Consider the following 19,011-nt stretch of genomic DNA (forward strand, 5'->3'; position numbering starts at 1 on the left):
TTCGCAGTTGGAAGAACGTTTGAGTTACCGCGCCGCAGCGCGAGGAGCACGGAAGCAATGCTGTTGAACCCTGGCCTGAATCTCACGCTGCGCCCGATGGCGTATCCGCAGTTCTTCGAGATGTACCGGAACGCCATCAAGAACACCTGGACCGTGGAGGAGGTCGACTTCTCCACGGACCTGGTGGACCTGCGCTCGAAGATGACGGACGCGGAGCGCCACCTCATCCACCGGCTGGTGGCGTTCTTCGCGACGGGTGACAGCATCGTCGGCAACAACCTGGTGCTGAACCTCTACAAGCACCTGAACGCCCCTGAGGCGCGGATGTACCTGTCGCGCCAGCTCTACGAGGAGGCGCTGCACGTCCAGTTCTACCTGACGCTGCTGGACACCTACGTTCCGGACCCGGCGGAGCGGGCGATGGCCTTCGCGGCCGTCGACAACATCCCCTCCATCCAGCGCAAGGCGCAGTTCTGCATGAAGTGGATGGACAGCATCCAGGGGATGGACACGCTGCAGACGAAGCAGGACCGGCGCCAGTTCCTGCTGAACCTCATCTGCTTCGCGGGCTGCATCGAGGGCCTCTTCTTCTTCGCGGCCTTCGCCTACGTGTACTTCCTGCGCAGCAAGGGTCTGCTGAACGGCCTGGCGGCGGGCACCAACTGGGTGTTCCGGGACGAGAGCGCGCACATGGCGTTCGCGTTCGAGTCCATCCAGGTGGCGCGCAAGGAGGAGCCGGACCTCTTCGACGCGCAGATGGAGCGCGACGTGGTGGCCATGCTCCGCGAGGCCGTGGAGTGCGAGACGCAGTTCGCGCAGGACCTGCTGAGCGGCGGCGTGATGGGCCTGTCCGTGCAGGACATGCGCGGCTACCTGGAGTACGTGGCGGACCAGCGGCTCCAGATGCTGGGCATGTCGCCGGTGTTCGGCACGAAGAACCCGCTGCACTTCATGGACCTGCAGGACGTGCAGGAGCTCACGAACTTCTTCGAGCGCCGCGTGTCCTCGTACCAGGTGGCCGTGGGTGTTGGCGCGGCCACGGACGTCGTGCTCGACGCGGCGTTCTGAGCGGCTGTGTGTTGTGTCCCGGGGCGCGGTTTACGCGCCCCGGTTGAGGTCAGCGCGCGGAGGGGTCACCAGAACTTCCACCATGGGCGCTTCGGAGCCTCGGCCCCCCCTGATCCGGCGCCTGGATGGTTGCTCAACAGGGCCACCCTTCCTCCATTGCTTCCGGCGCCGTAACCGTCCGGCCAGTGACGTGGCGTGAGCAGTTGCAGCCGGATGAGAACCGTGGTCGGCGCACGCCGCGAGGATTCAGAGACTGGGCTGGAGGCGCGAGTCGGGCGGGTCGGCGGCGCGTCGCCGCTTCCACTCGTGGGGCAGCAGCTCACCAATGCGCGAGTTGGGGTACGTCTGCACGCGCAGCAAGACGTCCTCAAGGTATGCCTCGGGGTTGACTTGGTTGGCCTCACAGGTGGCCACCAGCGCGTAAAGGCCCGCGAGATTCTCCCCCGCGACCTCGTGGCCGACGAAGAGGAATTTCTTCCGGCCCAGGGCCGCCTTCCTCAGCGCCGATTCCGAGCGGTTGTTGTCGAGAGGAAGGCGCTCATTCTCCACGAAGCGGGTGAGGGCCTCCCACTGCTTGAGGGCGTAGGAAATGGGAAATGGCCTGGCCCAGCGGACTCTTGGGCGGGTGCCGCGGCGCCTGCGTTTCAAGCCAGGCATGCAGTTGCGCGATGACGGGGGCGATGTGGAGTTGACGCAGTCCGCGGAGCGCGGCCGTGCGAACCAAGTCCGCGTCGCGTGCCTGGGCTTCCACCCGGTAGAGATCGAGGATGAAATCCAGGGCTTCACGCGCTTCGGGCGCGGTGGCCAGCGCGTCGAAAATGCGACGCCGGCAGTGGGCCCAACACCCGACGCGTACCCGGCCCTGGGGTAGCGCCACCGCGTTGTAGCCGGTGTACGCGTCCACCACGAGGGCGCCCGAGGTGCCGCCCAGGACTTCCTTCGGCGTCTTGCTGGCGCGGCCCATGCTGAAGCGGTAGCCGATGAGCCACTCGCCTGCCTCATTCTGGGTGAGGAAAGTCCAGAGGTAGCCAAGCCGCGTCTTCTTCACGTCCAGCACTCGCAGCGGCGCCTCGTACGCCCACACCACGTCCGCAGACGCAATGCATTGCAGCAGGTGGTGGGAGAGAGGCAGTAGTACCGAGGCGGCCTGGTGGAAGAGGTCCGTCAGCGTGCTGCGACTCATGGGCACGCCGCTTCTCTCCACCCTCTGGGCCAGCCGGTGCAGCGGCATGGCGTCCGCGCACTTGGACGTCACCACGTGCGCGAGGAAGCCGGGGCCGTACTCGCCCCGGTCCACCCCCCTGGCCGGAGGCGGGGCGGTGACGACGCCCCGGCCGCGCGCGCACGCTAGGACTTCCTGCACGTGTACCTGCCGCTCGAAGCGCGAAAGAATGTACTCGTACACCTCGCTGGTGCGGCCCCGGCCCAGCGGCCTCAAGTCCTCGCTGCCGCACGCGGGGCAGTGGCGCTCCTCGACTGGGACGGCGTGGCGAATTTCCCGCGCCGGGATCTCCTCGGCCTTTCGGGCCGCCCTCTGCTGGCGCTTCTTCTTCGCTGCCTCGTCCCGCGCCGCCTTCGACTCCTCCTCGGACGCGGCCCCTCGCAGCTCGTGTTGGCGGTCATCAAAGAGCGCGGGATTCTGGTCATCGACGCGGTCATCGGCGAGCGCAGGTATCGAGTCGAGACAACGCAAGACGGCCCCGCGCTGCGCTCCGATTGCGGGGCGCAGAGCGAGGCCCGTGCGCCCGGGAGGCGTCCAGGCGGGCTGGCGCCTCACCTGGGCCACGTCAATGCCGTCCAGCAACATGGCCAACTGCGTGGCGTCCAGGTGGACTACCTGCGCGCCCGCGTCTACCGGTGGCAGCCGGAAACGGCCCGTCTCCAATCGCTTGTACAGCAGCACGAAGCCGCCTCGGCTCCACGTCAGTACCTTGATGCGATCGCCTCGCCTGGAAACGAAGGCGAAAAGGTGCCCCGAGTAGACGTCCTCCCCCCAGGCTGTGGGCACCAGCGCCATGAGGCCGTCGATGGACTTGCGCATGTCCACCGGCCCTGTCGCCAGCACCACCCGCACCGAAGCTGGGAGGTTAAACACCGCCTTACCGCCCCAGTTCCGCGACGAGCCGGGCCACGCACTCGACGTCGGTGCCCACGGCGAATCGCACCCGCGCTCCGCTTGCCGTCACCACCTCCAGCACGAACTCGGCCGCGGCGGGCGCCATCGACACCTGCACCGGCAACAGCCGCACCGGCTCGGCTCGCGTCTCCCCAGACCGTCGCCTACGGTACACCCACGACTGCAACGTGCTCAGTCGCACGCCTCTCGCTGACGCGAACTCCCGCTGCGTCTGCCCACTGGCCTCGAACGCTTCCGCGACGCGGCCCCACTCCTGCTTCTCCACCTGCTTCGACATGCCCGAAAGCGTCCGCCGCTACCGCCACCCCGGCAATCCCTCACGGCACGTCGTTGGCCGGACGGTTACGCACCAACTACACAAGATTCAGGACTTGACCCGATGCTGTTCCCGGTCTCTGCCACCTCGCATCGATGCGAACACTTGCTGCGTCTGCCCCCTGGCCTTGAACGCATCCGCGATGCAGTCCCACTCCGAATTCTTCGCCTGCTTCAACATCCCCAGAAGCGTCCGCCACGCGCTGCTTGCATTGCAATCCCTCACGGCACGTCGTTGGTCGGACGGTTACCGGTTAACAACCGTGAGCATCACCCCGCCCCTGCACTCGAAAATCGGCCGATGTTAAAATACCAACCACGCCTGCGATTCAAATGCAATTGATAAGACCCGAGACGGCGCTCATCATTCCCATTGTGACAGTTCCATCAAACAGGCCCTATCCGCCCCCCACGCTGGAAGACCTGCATCGAAATATCGATCTCTCCAACCAATATCGAATGGAATTCATAAAGCAGGGAATGCTGTTGGCAGGAGCGGTCTTTGTCTTCACTGTCTCATTCATCAAAGACCTACTCGATTGCAGTCCTGTCCAAAACAAGTTCCTCGTTGCCATGAGCTGGGGGGCAATGGCAGTGTCACTCCTCGGAGGACTCGGCCATCTGGCGGGCTGGGACCGCTTCTACATCCGCTATCGAGATGACTTTCACGCGCTCAATGAATTCGACTCAACACTGAGCCTGACTCTGGACGCCACCACCAAAGAAACTCTTCGCAGAATCACACAACAAAAAATCGACAAAATCAAACAACTACGAACTCGCATCACCCTCGCCCGCCGAACGGCCATGGCTGCGCAACTCCTAGGATTCGCGGTGGGAATAATCACCATCGCAATCTTCTACTACCAGAACCTCAGGTAACACGGAAAACGCGTGAAACCGCTTGATGAATCGCTAGACGCCATCCTGTTTCCAAAGAGAGGGTCCTGGCACCGTCGGGTCGCGGCTTGGCTTGAACGTGAGGAGAAGGAGTTCCCCAACAGCTTCCTTGAAGCGAATATCGAGGTCGTCACCCGAACCGTCCGCGATGCGGAGACAGGGCTCCGCATGATCGTGAACATCCCAGCCGATGCATTGCTCTCGATGTTGGATGAAGGGCGGTACCTCAACGCCTACGAGCGGCCTCGAGTGGGTGGCGAAGAGAAAGGCCCATCCGAGACACGCCGCGCCGTGGACGCGTTGCTAGGCATGGGAGATAACGCAAGGTCCTATTACTTCGGTGCAGTGGCGCTCGGTGGAACGGGTGTACGCTTTTATGGCGAATACTGCATGGCGCTTCGTCCCGATGCGGTATCCGCGTCTACTCAAGTGTTCGACCGTAATTGTTACGATCTCGTGCATCCGCCGCTGAACCAGATAAAAGATACGCGGAATATCGTCGATTGCTTGCGCGGCTCATGGTCCCTTCACCTGCTGGACATGCTCGTCCTCAAATGCCTTCCGAGCCTGAGAGGGACCCAGCGCCTGCTCACAGCGGGGGCCGTATCGGAAGCCATACTGCGTGATGAGGACTTTGTGGAAGTGCACCGGCTGGGAACATTTGGCCCACAGGAACTGGAAGAAATTCGCCAGAGCCCTGATGACGCCGTTGTATCCGCGCAGATTGCTTCGAACATGCAGCGGGGAGTGCCGCCCAGTCCTGATGAAATCCTCTGGAATGCGCGCCGCAATCTCGTAAACAAACGATTGGAAGAGTTCTCGATCCGAACACGCTTGGTTACGACTTCCGCACGGACTCAGCGTTGGAGGTAGATACGTGCCGTGGTTCATTGACGCATGGGCTGGCGCGGATGGACTCGCCTTTGCCTCACAACGGGATCAGGACGCGTCCCGCTCCGAGCTGACGGTGTACCTTGCTCCTCCCGCGTTTCATCCCGTCCCTGTAGCCAGCCGGTCCACCGCGCTCTGGTCCACGCGATCCAGTTTCCAGGAGGGATTCCTCGATGAGAATGGCGCCGAGGTCCCGTTCGCGGCGCTCGACGATGTTATCGAAGCGGTGAGGCGTGTCTTCCGCGCAGGTGGACATCTGCAGCCGCCACCGGCGGGGGTTCCCTTCCCACCCACGACGCCACTTCCCAGCAACGACGGTTCACTGCTCACCGTTAAGAAAGACGACACTGAGCCCGAGCATCTCAGGCATGCCCCTGATGAGTCTGTCCGAAGAGAAAGTGTGGAAATCACGAGGCGCTGGTGGCCCCGGAGCGATCGAGGTCGAGGGGGGGAAAGGAAGGAAGTGCCTTCGTGGGAAGTGGTCCATAGCAGGATCGCTGCCCGCCAGGGGACAACTAACCGCGCAGGGCTCCCTGTAGCCCTCGTTCGCTTCATGGATGATTCTGAAGTTATGCTTGAGCAGTTCAGCTTTCAAACATTGGACTCGCTCCTGGCTCGCCTTGAGGCCAAAGCCCGTCCGGCGGTATCAGAGCTCGATTGTTTGAATCGATGGGTTAGCCTCCTGTCCGGAGCATGGATCAGCGGAAGCCCAATGACCCCGTTTGATCAACTGAGCGAACTTCTCCATGACAACTATGCATCTCTGAAAATCAGTACTGGACTGGTCATCGACGCACACTCCAGGCGAGTCCGTTCCGACAGTGACTCCTCTGTTCTTCGTGGCACCCTCTTCGAAGTTCCCTTTCCGCCAACATGGCTTACGCCCAGACACGCTCGCGTGACAATGTACTCCATCGGCGACATGCTCAGCCTCGGAATGTCTGATCATTCGATGTTACGAGCAATGTGCGACCCCATGGAGTTTGTGCCGCTGGCGCTCATTGCCAGGGTCATTGTGGGGGAGTGCTTCCCTCGAAGCAGTTGGGTCATCTTCCCTGGAAGCCCACATGAGAAACGGCTATTCACCGAGCTACGCGCGCGGACTGCAGCGTGGCTTTCTGAATCCCTTCCAGATGCGCGGCTACTTGGCCACTACGTTGAGGAGGCGATCACAAACTTTCCTCTGCAGCGCTCCCGGGGAAGAGACGGGGGGAACAACGAGCCGCCCTTGACACCTGGCCCGGGTAGACCGGGCGGCAGCCCCCTCTCCTCCAGTTCAGCAGCAGCGCCAGAGGGTCAGCAGGCGGTGAATTCAGAATTTCCTCAAGAGGATGAGAATGCAGCCGAGGCGGAGGGAACCAACCTCAACGCGCTCAAGCAATAGCACTCGCTCCGCGTCGAAAAGTTTAAAAAACAGCCAAACGCCCAGCAATTCGCACTCCGAAATTTGCCCCACCAGCAAGACTTCTGGCGCATGGGCTTCCGTCTCAGATTACTGCCACACAAGAACTCTCGCCACTCCCCTATTCACATCAAAATGTCTGGGAATGACACTCCTAGACTTGAGCTGTGCGACTAGCGAGGCATTCCGTGGAGCCACCACATCAGCCCTCCTGCCGCGAGCTGGCCACCAATGAACAGCGCCAGCCGCCACGGTAGACGCACCGGCCGCCCCTGGAAGTCGTCGAAGCGCACCAGGGCGAACAGGGCCCAGACCAGCGTCATCACACCGCTGAGCACGAAGCCCTTCACCGGGCTCTCCACCGGTGGCGCGAAGATGAAGTGGTACAGCACTGCGGGCACCACCAGGGCAACCACCAGCACCAGCCCCCAGACGCGCGCCGCGGGCACCAGCGTCGCCGCCCTGCGCATCCTCCGGGCCCTCCCGAGCTTCGGCGCCATCTCGCTCACCGGCGTCGGCTTGGGCAACACCTTCCCCTTCCACACCAGGTAGTGCGTGGCCATCAGCCGCGAGGCGCGCGTCAGGTTGAAGCCCTCCACCGGCGTCCCCGCCGCCATCGCGCTGCGGCAGCTCACCGCCCAGTCGATGTAGTGGTGGACCTCCTCCAGCGGCAGCTTGACGATGCTCCGGATGACCTCGCGCGCCACCACGGGCGCCAGCGGGTCCACGGTCCACCCGTCTGGCCCCAGGGTACGCAGTGCCTCGTCCTCCCGCTTCGCACCAACGGGCACGCCCTCTTCGCCCTGGGACTCCAACTCCCACGCCATGGTGCCCACGTCGCCCATCCACACTCGCGTGCTCTTGAAGCCCGCTTCCTTCGCCAGGCTGGCCACGCGCGTCAGGAAGCCGTCCTGCTCCGCCGCCTCCGCCTCGCCTTCGACGCGCGGCGCACCGAGTACCTGCACGTCGATGAGCGTCAGCGACGGCCCGAACTGGAAGACGTCCGCGACGACGATGTCGCTCTGGGGCTGCTCCCCGAACGACGTCCCCAGTGCGGCGTCCATCCACTGACGGACCCTGGACCGGTCCGGGCTCCCATGAATCCAGAGGTGATTCGCGATGCCGTAAGCCATGAGCTCCTCAACCCGGATGCCTACCAGAGACGCGGCGCCACGCTCCAGGGTGATTGGCGCCCCGCCCCTTCACGGATACCACCCCGGGTCATGGTAGACAGGGACGCACCGCATGGACCGCCTGTCCCAACTCCTCTGGCTCTGGATGCTCTTCTTCGCCGTCAACGCCCTCTGGGCGCTGGCGCAGGCCGCCGTGGCCAGCACCCTGGGGGCACGTCCCGTGTCCGTCGTCCTCGGCTACGGCCCCACCCTGCTCTCCGCCCGCCTGGGGAGCATCCTGTGGGCCTTCCGCCCCCTGGCGCTCGGCAGCGCGGTGAGCTTCGACGAGCCCGTCGAGGGCGCCCCCGCCCAAAGCCGCCTCCTTCAGCTCTCCCCGCCCCTCCACGCCGCCGTCATCCTCCTGCCCTGGGCCGTGCAGGTCGCCATCGCCATGGCCTGCCTGGGGCCCACGGAAGCCCTGCGCCAGTTCGCGAGCGGCTTCGCCGTCCCCTTCGAGCCCTCCCTGCTCCCTGGCCGCGTGGAGCGCTTCCTCGCGCTCCTCCGGGACGGCGACCTGCTGCGCGCCTGGGGCCTGATGAGCGCGAAGCTGGCCGCCCTCAACCTGCTGCCCCTGCCCGCCCTCGCCGGAGGCACCTTCCTCCTCCTGCCGTGGCGAAAGGGCTACCCCGTCTGGGCCGGCCTGCTCGGAATCCTCGGACTCCTGGCCGCAGTGCCGTGGGTCCTCTACGTGCTCTACGTGGTCATCAAGGCGCTCGTCTGACGCCTACTCCTGGCGCTGCAACGCCAGCCGGGCCCCCAGCGCGACGAACACGCCACCGGTGACGCGCTTCTGCCACGCCGCCACGCGCGGGTTGCGCCGCATCCAGCCCCCAAAGGCACCCGCGAACGCAGCCAGCAGCACCAGCCACGACGTCCCCGTGACGGAGAACATCAACCCGAGCCCCAGGAACTGGAGTCCCGTCGAGCCCGCGGACGCATCCACGAACTGCGGAAGGAAGGCCAGGAAGAACACGGCCACCTTCGGGTTCAGCACGTTGGTGACGACGCCGTCGCGAAAGATGCGCCACAGGCCAGCGGGTGGCAGCGCCTGCACCGCCTCGGCCGCGGTGTCCTTGCTGCGCAGCATCTGCACGCCCATCCACACGAGGTAGGCCGCCCCACCCCACTTCACCACGGAGAAGGCCAGCGCCGACGTCGCGAGCAACGTCGACAGCCCGAACGCCGCCGCCGCGATGTGGAACAGGCACCCAACGAAGATGCCCAGCGCGGAGACGATGCCCGCCTTGCGCCCCTGCCCCATGCTCCGGGCCAGCACGAACATCGTGTCCGGCCCGGGCGTCAGGATGAGCGCGAGCACCGCCAGGAAGTAGGCCGTGAGGCGCGTCGGGTCGAAGAACATGGCGGCTCCAGTGGGGGCACGAGTGGCCCCGATTGCCGGTCACCGTACGCGCCGGAGCCCGCCGAGCAAAGCGACCCGCAGCATCAGACAGGCGCGCGCGTGCCGGCCCGCTCGTCCGCGATTCGCGCCTCACGCTCGCGCCGCAGGGCCCGCTCGGCCTCCTCCGCGCTGATGGGCACGGCAGGACGGAACACCGTGCGATACACCGCCGCCGCGGTGGCGCCTCCCAAGAGCGGCGCCACGATGAACAGCCACAGCTGCCCCATGGGCACGCTCCCCGCGAACACCGCCGGCCCCAGGCTGCGCGCCGGATTCACCGACGTGTTCGTCACCGGAATCCCCACCAGGTGGATGAGCGCCAGCACCAGGCCAATGGCCAGCCCCGCGAAGCCCACCGGGGCGCGCGCATCCGTCGCGCCCAGCACCGTGAGCACGAGCAAGAAGGTGAGCGCCACCTCCGTGAGGAAGGCCGCTCCCATGTTGAAGCCGTCAGGTGAAGCGGCGCCGTACCCGTTGGTCGCGAGTCCCTCGGTCACCGCCGAGTACCCTCCGGGCATGCCCTTGGCAATCAGCAGCACCACGCCCGCGCCGAGGATGGCCCCCACGCACTGCGCCACCACGTAGCCGACCGCGTCCTTGCCCTCCATCTTCCCAGACAGCAGGAGGCCCAGCGTCACCGCCGGATTCACATGGCACCCCGAGATGGGGCCAATCACGTACACCATGGCCAGCAGCGACAGGCCAAAGGCGAGCGCTACACCTTGGAAGCCGATGTGGTCGCCCGCCAGCACGGCCGCCCCGACGCCTCCCAACACCAGGACGAACGTCCCGATGAACTCCGCAACGTACTTCCGGACGGCGTCGTTGTTGCGGGGGTTGCCCGCCCGAGCCAGCGCGGCCCTGTCCCTGGATGCATCCATGGTCAGCCTCGATTCGCGCGGTCAGACGCCGCGCTTCAGCGAATTCTTCTCAGGCACGCTGTGCATGGACCGGAAGACGACAACGCGAAGCACCGCGTCACGGCCGCTGAGCAGCCCCCGTGAGCGGCCCATGGCCCTCTGTCTCCCCTGATATACACAGACATGCCCTCTTTGACTTTCAGGCATAGGAAAGACAGCCTGGATAGGCCGTCCCCACCTGGAAAGGACTCGTCGAAGGCTGCTACGCTGCTTCTCGCGGTGACGACGTGCTCCATCCAGTGCGACGGCGTGGAGCGCCGCTGCCCGTTCCGAGCATCACCTGAAGACCGGTGCGGCGCCGCGCACGTGGGCGGCGCTCGCACCTGAAAGTCACTACTTGTTCTTCATCACCCCGATGAAGGGGATGTTCCGGTACACCTCGCCGAAGTCGAGCCCGTAGCCCACGACGAAGAGGTCATCGATGACGAAGCCCTTGTAGTCGATGTCCACCTTCGTCCGGGCGCGCGAGGGCTTCTCCAGCAGCGTGCACACCTTCAGCGACGCGGGGTGCCGGGCGCGCAGGTTCTCCAGCAGGAACTGCATGGTGAGCCCGGTGTCGATGATGTCCTCGATGATGAGCAGGTGCTTGCCCGCCATCGGCTTGCTGACGTCGGTGGTGATGCGCACCTCGCCCGTGGACTCCGTGCCGCCCTGGTAGCTGGACACGCCCAGGAACTCCAACTTCACCGGCAGGTCGATGTACTTCGCCAGGTCGATGGTGAAGAACGCCGAGCCCTTCAGCACGCAGATGAGCGTCAGGTCCTTGCCCGCGTAGTCGCGCGTAATCTCCGCCGCGAGCTCGCGCACGCGCGCCTGCAACTTGTCCTCGGAAATCAGGACACCGACTTCCTGCTCGTAGAACGCCAAGGATTCCTCCGCTACACGTACGCGTTGTTCATGATCTCCCCGAAGCCGCCGCCTCCGGGGACGATGTACTGCCGGTCATCCAGGCCCCGCTCCTTCTCCCAGAGCGCGCCCGGCTCGGTGCCGAACACCTCCGGCGGGGACAGGCCCCGGTCCAACCGGAGCGCGTAGATGATGACGTCCGGATGGTCCGTGGTCATCTTCCGCAGGTACTCCGGCGTGACGATGAGGTTCAGGGTGATGATGCGCCGGGGCGTCCCGGGCACCTTGTTCTTGTAGAGCGAAATCGCCGTGGACAGGCTGCCCCCCGTGGCCCCCATGGGGTCCGGGAAGAGCACGAAGGCGTCGTCCACATCGCCGCCAATCTTCGCGCCGCCAATCTCCGAACCCACCACCGCCTCCGCGGCGTCAATCATGCGGCTCATGATGATGTGGTCCTGGCGCACCACCGTCGGGTCCAGCGTGGCGTTCATCAGGTCGTACGTCACCTGCGACGGCAGCGTGCCCGCCCGGGCGATGTTCACCGTCACCACGCGCACCTGCGGGTCGATGACCTCGCCCTGGTAGAGCCCCTGGGGGGTGGAGTCGATCATCCGCGTGGGCAGGCTCACGTTCTTCCGCGGGAACTCCGCGTTGAGCACCGTCTTCACCAGGTCGACGTACAGCGTCTCCACCAGGCGGTTGATCTGCGGCTGGATGACGCCCTTCGAACACAGCGTGGCCAGCTGGGTCAGGAGAAAGGGATTTCCCACCAGGTGGACGTGAGGCCCATAGTGGTGGGTCATCTCGTTCAGCTTGAAGGGAACGTTGGAGTACAGGGTGTCGCGCATCCGTTCAGCTCCCGCTCAGTCGAACAGTTCCAATGTCTGCGGCGGCGTGCCCTCCGCCGGTTCAGCCACGTGACACTTGCGGCAGCGCGGCTCATACGCGCCCGCCGCGCCCACCACCACCCGCTCACCACTGGACACGATGCGCTGGGAGCGGTTGGCCGGATTCCCACACACCACGCAGATGGCCAGCTCCTTCGTCACGTACTCCGACACCGCCATCAATTGGGGCATCGGTTCGAAGGGCCGCCCCTGGTAGTCCTGGTCCAGGCCCGCGCAGATGACGCGCAGGCCCTTGTTGGCCAGCGCCTCCACCACGGCGACGACTTCTGAACCGAAGAACTGCACCTCGTCGATGCCCACCACCTGGGTGTCGGGCGCGAGCCTGTAAAAAATCTCTTCAGCCCGCTCGATGGCGGTGGACATCACCTTCAGCTGCGAGTGGCTCACCACCGCGGATTCGTCGTAGCGGTTGTCGATGCGCGGCTTGAAGACCTGCACCCTCTGCTTGCCGTAGACGGCGCGCTGGACGCGGCGGATCAGCTCCTCCGTCTTGCCGGAGAACATCGAACCGCAGATGACCTCTATCCACCCGATATCTTTGGGGAATTGGTGCAAGGAACGCTCACGGGCCGGGGGCGGAAAGGGCGCGGATAGTCTGCCACGACCCCAGGAGAGTCAACTTCCCGCCACGCCCGTCCCATAGCCGAATCGTCCCTGGATGTCGCCCGCTTCCTCGCCTGCCCGTCACCAGGCCCCGCGGGCGTTGGCAAGGCTCTTGAAGAGCACTGACTACGGACTGGCGAAGGGGGATGGGCGTGGCGGCGACGATCGGACAGATGCTGGGTGGGGCGTGGGGCAACAGGGCTTCTTTCTACCTGTCACCGGCATCCGTGGCGCTATTGATGCTGAACCTGCTGGACGGGCTGTTCACCCTCTTCTTCCTGCAGCTGGGTGTGGCCGAAGAGCTCAACCCCATCATGCGGGAGGCCTATGAGCAGTCCCCGCTCTTCTTCATGTTCTCCAAGCTGGTCATCGTGAACGCGGGCCTGTGGCTGCTGTGCATCCACCGGCACCTCAACGCCAGCCGCATCGCCATCCGGCTGGGCGCGGCCGTGTATGCCGTCATCGTGGTCTACCACCTCGCCTTTCTGACCCACCTGGTCATGCACTGGCCCCAAATGCTGACCTAGCCTCCGCTCGCAGCGGCCGACTGTGGGGGCATTGAACAGTGGCGCGAATCTCCCTCGCGCCCGCGCTTGCATTTGACACCCGGTATGTCCCAGGCTTCCCTTCAGCTCCGACCTTTCGGGTTCGGGGGGGGACCATGAACATCACCGACGTCCGGGTGTTTCCGGTCGAAGAGGACAAGCTCAAGGCGTACGTCACCATCACCTTGGACCACTGCTTCGTCATTCGCGATTTGAAGGTCATTCACGGCTCGACCGGGCTCTTCATCGCGATGCCAGCCAAGAAGCGGAAGGATGGGACGTACAAGGACATTGCCCACCCGCTCAACGCGGATACGCGGAGTCAAATGGAACGCGTCATCCTGATGGAGTACGAGCGACACCTCCATCAGGCGCAAGCCGGGATGCTTGTCGCAGCGCCAGCGGACCTGGACTAACGACTTCTTTCCTTCCGTCCGCGTCCAGGTTAGTCAGCGGCCCCACCATGCAGCCGCGTGACTTCAAGGTGTTCGCCGGGAACTCGAATCCCGGCCTGGCGCATCGCATCTGCGAGTACCTCAAGCGCCCTCTGGGCAAAGCGGAGGTCGGTCGCTTCTCGGACGGGGAGATTCACGTCGAGATCGGCGAGAACGTCCGCGGCCACGACATCTTCATCCTCCAGTCGACCTGCCCACCGGCGAACGACCACCTGATGGAGTTGCTCATCATGTGCGACGCGCTCAAGCGGGCCAGCGCCGGCTCCATCACCGCCGTCATTCCGTACTACGGGTACGCCCGTCAGGACCGGAAGGTGGCGCCGCGCACGCCGATTACGGCGAAGCTCATCGCGGACCTGCTGGAGTCCGCGGGCGCCGGGCGCGTGGTGTCCATGGACATGCACGCGGGGCAGATCCAGGGCTTCTTCAACATCCCCTCGGACCACCTCTACGGCTCGCCGGTGTTCCTGGAGGACCTGCGCAAGCGCTTCCCGGAGTCGCAGGAGCTGGTCATCGTCTCGCCGGACGCCGGCGGCGTGGAGCGCGCCCGCGCGTACTCCAAGCGGCTGAACACGGGCCTGGCCATCATCGACAAGCGCCGTCCCCGCCCCAACGCGTCGGAGGTGATGAACCTCATCGGCGACGTGAGCGGCAAGGACGCGGTGCTGGTGGACGACATGGTGGACACCGCCGGCACGCTCGCCCAGGCGGCCGCGGCGCTGAAGGCCAAGGGCGCACGGCGCGTGGTGGCGTACGCGGTCCACCCCATCCTCTCCGGCCCGGCCATCCAGCGCATCCAGGACTCGGTGCTGGAAGAGGTCGTCTTCACGGACACCGTGCCGCTGTCTCCGGCGGCGCAGGCCTGCTCGAAGATCCGCCTGCTCACCACCGAGCGCCTCTTCGGCGAGGCCATTGCCCGCATCCACCGCGCCGACTCGCTCAGCTCGCTGTTCGTCTGAGCCGGCGCGCGTCTGTCCGCCGGGCGGCTTGACTCCAGGCCCTCCGGCTGGCATGTGCACGACCCTCCATCGGAGGCCTTCACAGGCGCCGTCTTCGGGGCCCGCCACTGGGGCGGGATGCCGAGGGCGCCAGGGCCGCCGGTGGCACCCGCAGTCCCATTCGTGAGGATTTCATGTCCGTCAATACGAGCACCCTCGAGGCCAAGCCGCGTGAGGGTTCCGGCAAGGGCGTTGCCCGCCGCCTGCGCGCCCAGGGTCTGATTCCCGCCGTCGTCTACGGAAAGCACCTGGAGAAGCCGGTGCACATCTCCGTGGACCCCAAGGCGGTCCGCCAGGCCATCAACACCCCGCACAAGTTCAACACCCTGATCCAGATCAAGGTGGAGGGCGGTGACCGCCAGGTGCTCCTGAAGGACTACCAGATGGAGCCCGTCACCCGCGCCATCCTGCACGCCGACTTCCTGGACGTGCGCGCCAACGAGCAGGTGAAGGTCAACGTGCCGCTGGTGCTCTCCGGCCGCGCGCAGGGCGTGGCGGACGGTGGTCTGCTCACCCAGGCTCGCCGTGAGATCGAGGTCTGGTCGCTGCCCGGCGCCATCCCCGAGCGCATCGAGGTGGACGTGACGCCGATGAAGATCGCCGAGGTGCTCCACATCAACGATGTGAAGCTGCCCGAGGGCGTGTCGGTGAAGACGAACGTCAACTACACCCTGGCCGTCATCAGCGCGCCGGAGGCCGTGGAGGCGGGTCCGGCGGCGGCTGCCGCGGCGGCGGCTCCGGCCAAGGACGCGAAGGCGGCTCCGGCCAAGGACGCGAAGGCCCCGGCGAAGAAGTAGTCTGTCGCCTTCAGCGGTCCTTCTGGAGCGGGGCCGGCCCGGCAAGGGGCTGGCCCCGTTTCTCGTTTCGGGAGCCACGTCATGAAGCTCATCGTCGGGCTGGGCAATCCAGGGCGCGAGTACGAGCGGCACCGGCACAACATCGGGTTCATGGTGGTGGAGGCGCTGCTGTCACGGGCGCGCGCGCAGCTGAACCAGGAGAAGTTCGCGGCCAAGGTCGGCCAGGGCACCCTGGCGGGCGAGCGCGTCCTCTTCGTGGAGCCCCAGACGTTCATGAACCTGTCGGGCCGCTCCGTCGCGGAGGCGGCGCGCTTCTTCAAGGTGCCGGTGGCGGACGTGCTCGTCATCCATGACGAGCTGGACCTGCCCCTGGGCCGGCTGCAGCTCAAGGCCGGCGGTGGCAGCGGCGGCCACAACGGCCTCAAGAGCATCGTCGCCAGCCTGGGCGACGAGGGCTTCATCCGCCTGCGCTTCGGCATTGGCAAGCCGGAGGGCCCCAACGCCCGCGAGCGCGTGTCCGGCTACGTCCTGTCCAACTTCGACGACGGCGAGCGCCGGGAGCTGGAGACACTCACCGACCGGGCCATGGACATGACGGAGATCTGGATTCGCGAAGGGCTGTCGGTGGCCATGAACCGGTTCAACCGGAAGGCCTGAGGCGCCCCCCCACGGGCAGGCGGACAGGGCGCCCGGCCGCTTGACTTGGCGGGGGGGGCCCCATAGAAGGCCCGTTCCCTCATCGGGGATAACCCGGTGGGATGTTCTTTTTCAGCTTCCCGTGTTGGTACACGGGACGTAGCGCGAAGGTGACGGGCGCGCGGTTTCCCGTCCCCGGCGGTGGGCCTCTCAGGTCTGCTGGCCGTTTCCCCGCTCTCTGGATTCACCGGAGGGCACTCGACCCCAAGGGGAGAGAAAACAATGGCTGAGACGCAGGCCGCGACGCGGCTTCGTGAGTACGAGACCATCTTCCTGGTCAAGCCGGACCTGACGGACGACAACGTGGACAAGCTCAAGGAGCGCGTCCGCGGCATCGTTTCCCGTGAGGGTGGCAAGGTCATCCGCTTCACGGTGTGGGGCAAGAAGAAGACCCTGTTCCCCGTGGCGAAGCAGCCCCGCGCCATCTACGTGCACACCCACTTCCTGGGCGGCGCGAAGCTGGTGGCGGAAATCGAGCGCAACCTCCGCAACCTGGACGAGGTCACCCGCTACATCTCCGTGAAGCTCGCGGACGAGGTGGACCCCGAGACGCGTCCGGTGCTCGAGGACGTGAAGCTGGCCGGCGACGTGGAGGAGACCCGTCCGGGCGCTCCCGCGGAGCGCGAGGGTGGCTTCCGCTCCGAGGGTGCCGAGGAGCAGGGCGGCGACTCCGAGGAGGAGTCGTCCGAGGAGGCCTGAGGGCCTTCTGGGTCAATTCGCTAGAGACCATTCCAGGATACGAGAACGCTCATGAGCAACGGAACGGATAGCAAGACGGCCTCTGCCCCCGCCGCCCGCAGCGGTGGTGGCTTCGGCGGTGGTGGTTCGCGCGGTGGTGACCGGGGTGACCGGGGTGACCGCGGTGGTGATCGCGGCGACCGCGGCGGCGGGCTGGGCGGCGACGACGACAAGCGCGGTGGTGGCCGCGGCTTCGGCCGCAAGAAGGTCTGCCGCTTCTGCGCGGAGAAGAACGCGTCGGTGGACTTCAAGGACCAGGCGACGCTGAAGTACTTCGTGACCGAGCGCGGCAAGATCATCCCCCGCCGCATCTCCGGCAACTGCGCCAAGCACCAGCGCGAGGTGGCGGTGGCCATCAAGCGCGCCCGTGGCATCGCGCTCCTCCCCTACAACGCGGTGGTCGGCTAGTCCGCCGGTCCGCACAGGAGACTGAACATGAAGGTCATTCTGCGTGAGGACATCGAGAACCTGGGCAAGTCCGGGGAACTCGTCACCGTGAAGGACGGCTTCGGCCGTAACTTCCTCCTGCCCCGCAAGAAGGCGGTTCTCGCCAGCGAGCAGAACCTGCGCCAGCTGGAGCACGAGAAGTCGGTCATCGCCGCTCGGAACGCCAAGCTGAAGGGCGCGGCCGAGGAGCAGGCGAAGAAGATCGGCGCCATCAAGGTCAGCATCAAGCGCCGCGTGGGCGATCAGGACAAGCTGTTCGGCTCCGTCACGGCGCTGGACATCGCGGAGGCGGTTGCCGCCGAGGGTCAGAGCATCGACCGCCGCCACATCCACCTGCCCGAGCCCATCAAGGCCCTGGGCAACTACGAGGTGGAGCTGCGCCTGCACCGCGACGTCATCGCGAAGATCAAGCTCGAGGTCCTGCCGGAGTAATCCTCCGCGGGCTTCACTGAAGTGAGAAAGGGCCGTCCGGGGCAACCCGGGCGGCCTTTTCCTTTGCGCCCCACCCCGCCCGTCCGGTTCGCGCCCTTGTGAAACCGGCTGGCGACAAGCGCGTGGAGCGCCCCGGGCGCGGTGCGTATCCCGGAGCGGAAGGAGGCTCGCCCATGAGCACCACCGTCACCGCGCACCCCACCGATGAACACCGCCCGGACCTGGACTGGCTCCGCGTGGTGGCCATCCTCCTGCTGCACCTGTTCCACACCGGGATGATGTTCAACACCTGGGACTGGCACGTGAAGAGCGTCCGGGCCCTGCCGTGGCTGGAGCCGCCCATGGAGGTGCTGCACCACCTCCGCATGCCGCTGCTGATGTGCATCTCCGGCCTGGGCACGGCGTTCGCGCTGCGGCGGCGCTCGCTGGGCACCTTCGCTGGGGACCGCACGAAGCGGCTCCTGGGTCCGGTGCTGTTCGGCATGTTCGTCGTGGTGCCGCCGCAAATCTACGTGGAGCGGCTCCAGCGAGGGACGTTCCAGGGCAGCTACGCGGACTTCTACCCGTCCGTGTTCGGCTTCGTGCCCTACCCCGCCGGCAGCTTCAGCTGGCACCACCTGTGGTTCGTCATGTACCTCTTCGTCTACTGCATGCTCGCGCTGCCCCTCTTCGCGGCGCTGCGCACGGCGAGGGGCCAGGCCTGGCTCCAGCGCGCTGAGGCGTGGCTGAGCCAGGGCTGGAACATGGCGTGGCTGTTCCTGCCGCTCGCGCTCAACGAGGTGCTGCTGCGCCGCTTCCCCCAGACACACGCGCTGCTCGACGACCCGCGAGCCTTCATCCACTTCGGCCTCTTCTTCCTCGGCGGACACCTGCTGGGCCGGTGTCCTCGCGCCATGGAGCACCTGGTGGCCCGGCGCAAGGCGCTGCTGGGCGCCTGCGGCCTGCTCTTCGCCGTCATGGTGCCGCCGAACGAGTACGCCTTCCCGCTGGAGACGCTGGGCCGCACGGCGCTGCAGTGGCTCTTCATCCTCACGGCCCTGGCGTGGGCGCGGGCCTGCATCCACGTCCGCCGCCCCTGGCTCCGGTACGCGCGCGAGCGGGCCTACCCGTTCTACATCCTCCACCAGACTGTCATCGTCGTCGTCGGCTTCGCCATCGTCGACTGGCCCGTGGGCCCCTGGGGCCTCTTCATGGCGGTGCTCACGCTGACGTTCGGTCTCACCTGGGGCCTGTGTGAAGGGGTGGCCCGGGTGCCCTGGCTGCGGGCGTGCTTCGGGATGCCGGCCCGCTCGAAACAGGCCGCGCCCATCCCCGCCGCCCCGCTGCATACTGCCTGACGACG

Annotated in this window: 22 protein-coding genes; 13 read left to right on the plus strand and 9 right to left on the minus strand. The window is 66.0% G+C overall.

What is annotated here, in order from left to right; translation table 11 throughout:
- The first annotated feature begins 57 nt into the window (after positions 1-57).
- Entirely contained in the window at positions 58-1,068 is a 1,011-nt protein-coding gene (locus BHS09_RS25960; RefSeq protein WP_140799410.1) for a ribonucleotide-diphosphate reductase subunit beta, read from the plus strand.
- 246 nt (positions 1,069-1,314) lie between these two features.
- Here BHS09_RS25960 and BHS09_RS39530 read toward each other — a convergent pair whose 3' ends face one another.
- The 3 genes from BHS09_RS39530 to tnpA are packed head-to-tail and all read right to left on the minus strand — an operon-like array spanning position 1,315 to position 3,482.
- The gene (locus BHS09_RS39530; RefSeq protein WP_237079828.1) at positions 1,315-1,617 is read right to left on the minus strand and encodes a transposase domain-containing protein; all 303 of its coding nucleotides are present in this window, start codon (positions 1,615-1,617) and stop codon (positions 1,315-1,317) included.
- A complete protein-coding gene (gene tnpC, locus BHS09_RS25965; RefSeq protein WP_237079829.1) occupies positions 1,607-3,163 on the minus strand; it encodes an IS66 family transposase in 1,557 nt (518 codons plus the stop codon). The genes BHS09_RS39530 and tnpC overlap by 11 nt, the downstream gene beginning before the upstream one ends.
- A 4-nt stretch (positions 3,164-3,167) precedes the next feature.
- Positions 3,168-3,482: an IS66 family insertion sequence element accessory protein TnpA gene (gene tnpA / locus BHS09_RS25975; RefSeq protein WP_140799411.1), complete on the minus strand. Its 315-nt coding sequence runs from the start codon at positions 3,480-3,482 to the stop codon at positions 3,168-3,170.
- Positions 3,483-3,853: 371 nt separating this feature from the next.
- On the opposite strand from tnpA, the gene BHS09_RS25980 reads away from it, so the two are divergent.
- A complete protein-coding gene (locus tag BHS09_RS25980) occupies positions 3,854-4,402 on the plus strand; it encodes a hypothetical protein (RefSeq protein ID WP_140799412.1) in 549 nt (182 codons plus the stop codon).
- Between the two features lie 12 nt (positions 4,403-4,414).
- Positions 4,415-5,293 (plus strand): hypothetical protein, encoded by an 879-nt coding sequence (locus tag BHS09_RS25985; RefSeq protein WP_140799413.1) that lies wholly within the window; start codon positions 4,415-4,417, stop codon positions 5,291-5,293.
- A gap of 1,593 nt (positions 5,294-6,886) precedes the next feature.
- On the opposite strand, the gene BHS09_RS25990 is transcribed toward BHS09_RS25985, so the two are convergent.
- Positions 6,887-7,846, minus strand: a complete 960-nt coding sequence (locus BHS09_RS25990; RefSeq protein WP_237079830.1) for a hypothetical protein — start codon at positions 7,844-7,846, stop codon at positions 6,887-6,889.
- A gap of 112 nt (positions 7,847-7,958) precedes the next feature.
- On the opposite strand from BHS09_RS25990, the gene BHS09_RS25995 reads away from it, so the two are divergent.
- The gene (locus BHS09_RS25995; protein ID WP_140799415.1) at positions 7,959-8,606 is read left to right on the plus strand and encodes a hypothetical protein; all 648 of its coding nucleotides are present in this window, start codon (positions 7,959-7,961) and stop codon (positions 8,604-8,606) included.
- A 3-nt stretch (positions 8,607-8,609) separates the two neighbouring features.
- On the opposite strand, the gene BHS09_RS26000 is transcribed toward BHS09_RS25995, so the two are convergent.
- The 5 genes from BHS09_RS26000 to BHS09_RS26020 form a co-directional block, all read right to left on the minus strand.
- A complete protein-coding gene (locus BHS09_RS26000) occupies positions 8,610-9,245 on the minus strand; it encodes a LysE family translocator (RefSeq protein WP_090491545.1) in 636 nt (211 codons plus the stop codon).
- 83 nt (positions 9,246-9,328) lie between these two features.
- Positions 9,329-10,165, minus strand: a complete 837-nt coding sequence (gene aqpZ / locus BHS09_RS26005) for an aquaporin Z (RefSeq protein ID WP_140799416.1) — start codon at positions 10,163-10,165, stop codon at positions 9,329-9,331.
- Between the two features lie 372 nt (positions 10,166-10,537).
- On the minus strand, positions 10,538-11,071 hold the full coding sequence (gene hpt / locus BHS09_RS26010; protein ID WP_140799417.1) for a hypoxanthine phosphoribosyltransferase: 534 nt from the start codon (positions 11,069-11,071) through the stop codon (positions 10,538-10,540).
- 11 nt (positions 11,072-11,082) lie between these two features.
- Positions 11,083-11,898, minus strand: coding sequence for a uracil phosphoribosyltransferase (locus BHS09_RS26015; RefSeq protein ID WP_140794211.1), 816 nt, complete (start codon positions 11,896-11,898; stop codon positions 11,083-11,085).
- A gap of 15 nt (positions 11,899-11,913) precedes the next feature.
- Positions 11,914-12,513, minus strand: coding sequence for a thymidine kinase (locus BHS09_RS26020; protein ID WP_140794212.1), 600 nt, complete (start codon positions 12,511-12,513; stop codon positions 11,914-11,916).
- A gap of 194 nt (positions 12,514-12,707) precedes the next feature.
- Here BHS09_RS26020 and BHS09_RS26025 point away from each other — a divergent pair, with 194 nt between their 5' ends.
- The 9 genes from BHS09_RS26025 (at position 12,708) to BHS09_RS26065 (ending at position 19,006) form a co-directional block, all read left to right on the plus strand.
- On the plus strand, positions 12,708-13,088 hold the full coding sequence (locus tag BHS09_RS26025; RefSeq protein WP_174258895.1) for a DUF5658 family protein: 381 nt from the start codon (positions 12,708-12,710) through the stop codon (positions 13,086-13,088).
- Positions 13,089-13,222: 134 nt separating this feature from the next.
- On the plus strand, positions 13,223-13,522 hold the full coding sequence (gene spoVG / locus BHS09_RS26030; protein WP_002634160.1) for a septation regulator SpoVG: 300 nt from the start codon (positions 13,223-13,225) through the stop codon (positions 13,520-13,522).
- A gap of 47 nt (positions 13,523-13,569) precedes the next feature.
- A complete protein-coding gene (locus BHS09_RS26035) occupies positions 13,570-14,520 on the plus strand; it encodes a ribose-phosphate pyrophosphokinase (RefSeq protein ID WP_002634159.1) in 951 nt (316 codons plus the stop codon).
- A 173-nt stretch (positions 14,521-14,693) separates the two neighbouring features.
- Positions 14,694-15,356 carry a 50S ribosomal protein L25/general stress protein Ctc gene (locus BHS09_RS26040; RefSeq protein ID WP_140794214.1) on the plus strand — a complete coding sequence of 221 codons (663 nt, stop codon included), beginning with the start codon at positions 14,694-14,696 and terminating at the stop codon, positions 15,354-15,356.
- A gap of 81 nt (positions 15,357-15,437) precedes the next feature.
- Positions 15,438-16,013 carry an aminoacyl-tRNA hydrolase gene (pth, locus tag BHS09_RS26045; protein ID WP_140794215.1) on the plus strand — a complete coding sequence of 192 codons (576 nt, stop codon included), beginning with the start codon at positions 15,438-15,440 and terminating at the stop codon, positions 16,011-16,013.
- Between the two features lie 261 nt (positions 16,014-16,274).
- A complete protein-coding gene (gene rpsF, locus BHS09_RS26050; RefSeq protein WP_140794216.1) occupies positions 16,275-16,751 on the plus strand; it encodes a 30S ribosomal protein S6 in 477 nt (158 codons plus the stop codon).
- 51 nt (positions 16,752-16,802) lie between these two features.
- Complete coding sequence (gene rpsR, locus BHS09_RS26055) at positions 16,803-17,198, plus strand: 30S ribosomal protein S18 (protein ID WP_090491552.1); 396 nt, start codon at positions 16,803-16,805, stop codon at positions 17,196-17,198.
- Positions 17,199-17,225: 27 nt separating this feature from the next.
- The gene (gene rplI / locus BHS09_RS26060) at positions 17,226-17,669 is read left to right on the plus strand and encodes a 50S ribosomal protein L9 (protein WP_140794217.1); all 444 of its coding nucleotides are present in this window, start codon (positions 17,226-17,228) and stop codon (positions 17,667-17,669) included.
- 173 nt (positions 17,670-17,842) lie between these two features.
- Entirely contained in the window at positions 17,843-19,006 is a 1,164-nt protein-coding gene (locus tag BHS09_RS26065) for an acyltransferase family protein (RefSeq protein ID WP_140799418.1), read from the plus strand.
- Positions 19,007-19,011: the final 5 nt, after the last annotated feature.

It is taken from the genome of Myxococcus xanthus (genome assembly GCF_006402735.1).
GTDB lineage: Bacteria > Myxococcota > Myxococcia > Myxococcales > Myxococcaceae > Myxococcus > Myxococcus xanthus_A.

Bases quoted from the DNA above. Each gene is read 5' to 3' on its own strand.
- rpsR (WP_090491552.1), top strand. From the start codon at position 16,803: ATGAGCAACGGAACGGATAGCAAGACGGCCTCTGCCCCCGCCGCCCGC.
- spoVG (WP_002634160.1), top strand. From the start codon at position 13,223: ATGAACATCACCGACGTCCGGGTGTTTCCGGTCGAAGAGGACAAGCTC.
- pth (WP_140794215.1), top strand. From the start codon at position 15,438: ATGAAGCTCATCGTCGGGCTGGGCAATCCAGGGCGCGAGTACGAGCGG.
- BHS09_RS25960 (WP_140799410.1), top strand. From the start codon at position 58: ATGCTGTTGAACCCTGGCCTGAATCTCACGCTGCGCCCGATGGCGTAT.
- BHS09_RS26065 (WP_140799418.1), top strand. From the start codon at position 17,843: ATGAGCACCACCGTCACCGCGCACCCCACCGATGAACACCGCCCGGAC.
- aqpZ (WP_140799416.1), bottom strand. From the start codon at position 10,165: ATGGATGCATCCAGGGACAGGGCCGCGCTGGCTCGGGCGGGCAACCCC.
- tnpA (WP_140799411.1), bottom strand. From the start codon at position 3,482: ATGTCGAAGCAGGTGGAGAAGCAGGAGTGGGGCCGCGTCGCGGAAGCG.
- rplI (WP_140794217.1), top strand. From the start codon at position 17,226: ATGAAGGTCATTCTGCGTGAGGACATCGAGAACCTGGGCAAGTCCGGG.
- BHS09_RS26015 (WP_140794211.1), bottom strand. From the start codon at position 11,898: ATGCGCGACACCCTGTACTCCAACGTTCCCTTCAAGCTGAACGAGATG.
- BHS09_RS25990 (WP_237079830.1), bottom strand. From the start codon at position 7,846: ATGGCTTACGGCATCGCGAATCACCTCTGGATTCATGGGAGCCCGGAC.
- rpsF (WP_140794216.1), top strand. From the start codon at position 16,275: ATGGCTGAGACGCAGGCCGCGACGCGGCTTCGTGAGTACGAGACCATC.
- BHS09_RS26000 (WP_090491545.1), bottom strand. From the start codon at position 9,245: ATGTTCTTCGACCCGACGCGCCTCACGGCCTACTTCCTGGCGGTGCTC.
- BHS09_RS25980 (WP_140799412.1), top strand. From the start codon at position 3,854: ATGCAATTGATAAGACCCGAGACGGCGCTCATCATTCCCATTGTGACA.
- BHS09_RS26040 (WP_140794214.1), top strand. From the start codon at position 14,694: ATGTCCGTCAATACGAGCACCCTCGAGGCCAAGCCGCGTGAGGGTTCC.
- BHS09_RS26035 (WP_002634159.1), top strand. From the start codon at position 13,570: ATGCAGCCGCGTGACTTCAAGGTGTTCGCCGGGAACTCGAATCCCGGC.
- BHS09_RS25995 (WP_140799415.1), top strand. From the start codon at position 7,959: ATGGACCGCCTGTCCCAACTCCTCTGGCTCTGGATGCTCTTCTTCGCC.
- BHS09_RS26025 (WP_174258895.1), top strand. From the start codon at position 12,708: ATGGGCGTGGCGGCGACGATCGGACAGATGCTGGGTGGGGCGTGGGGC.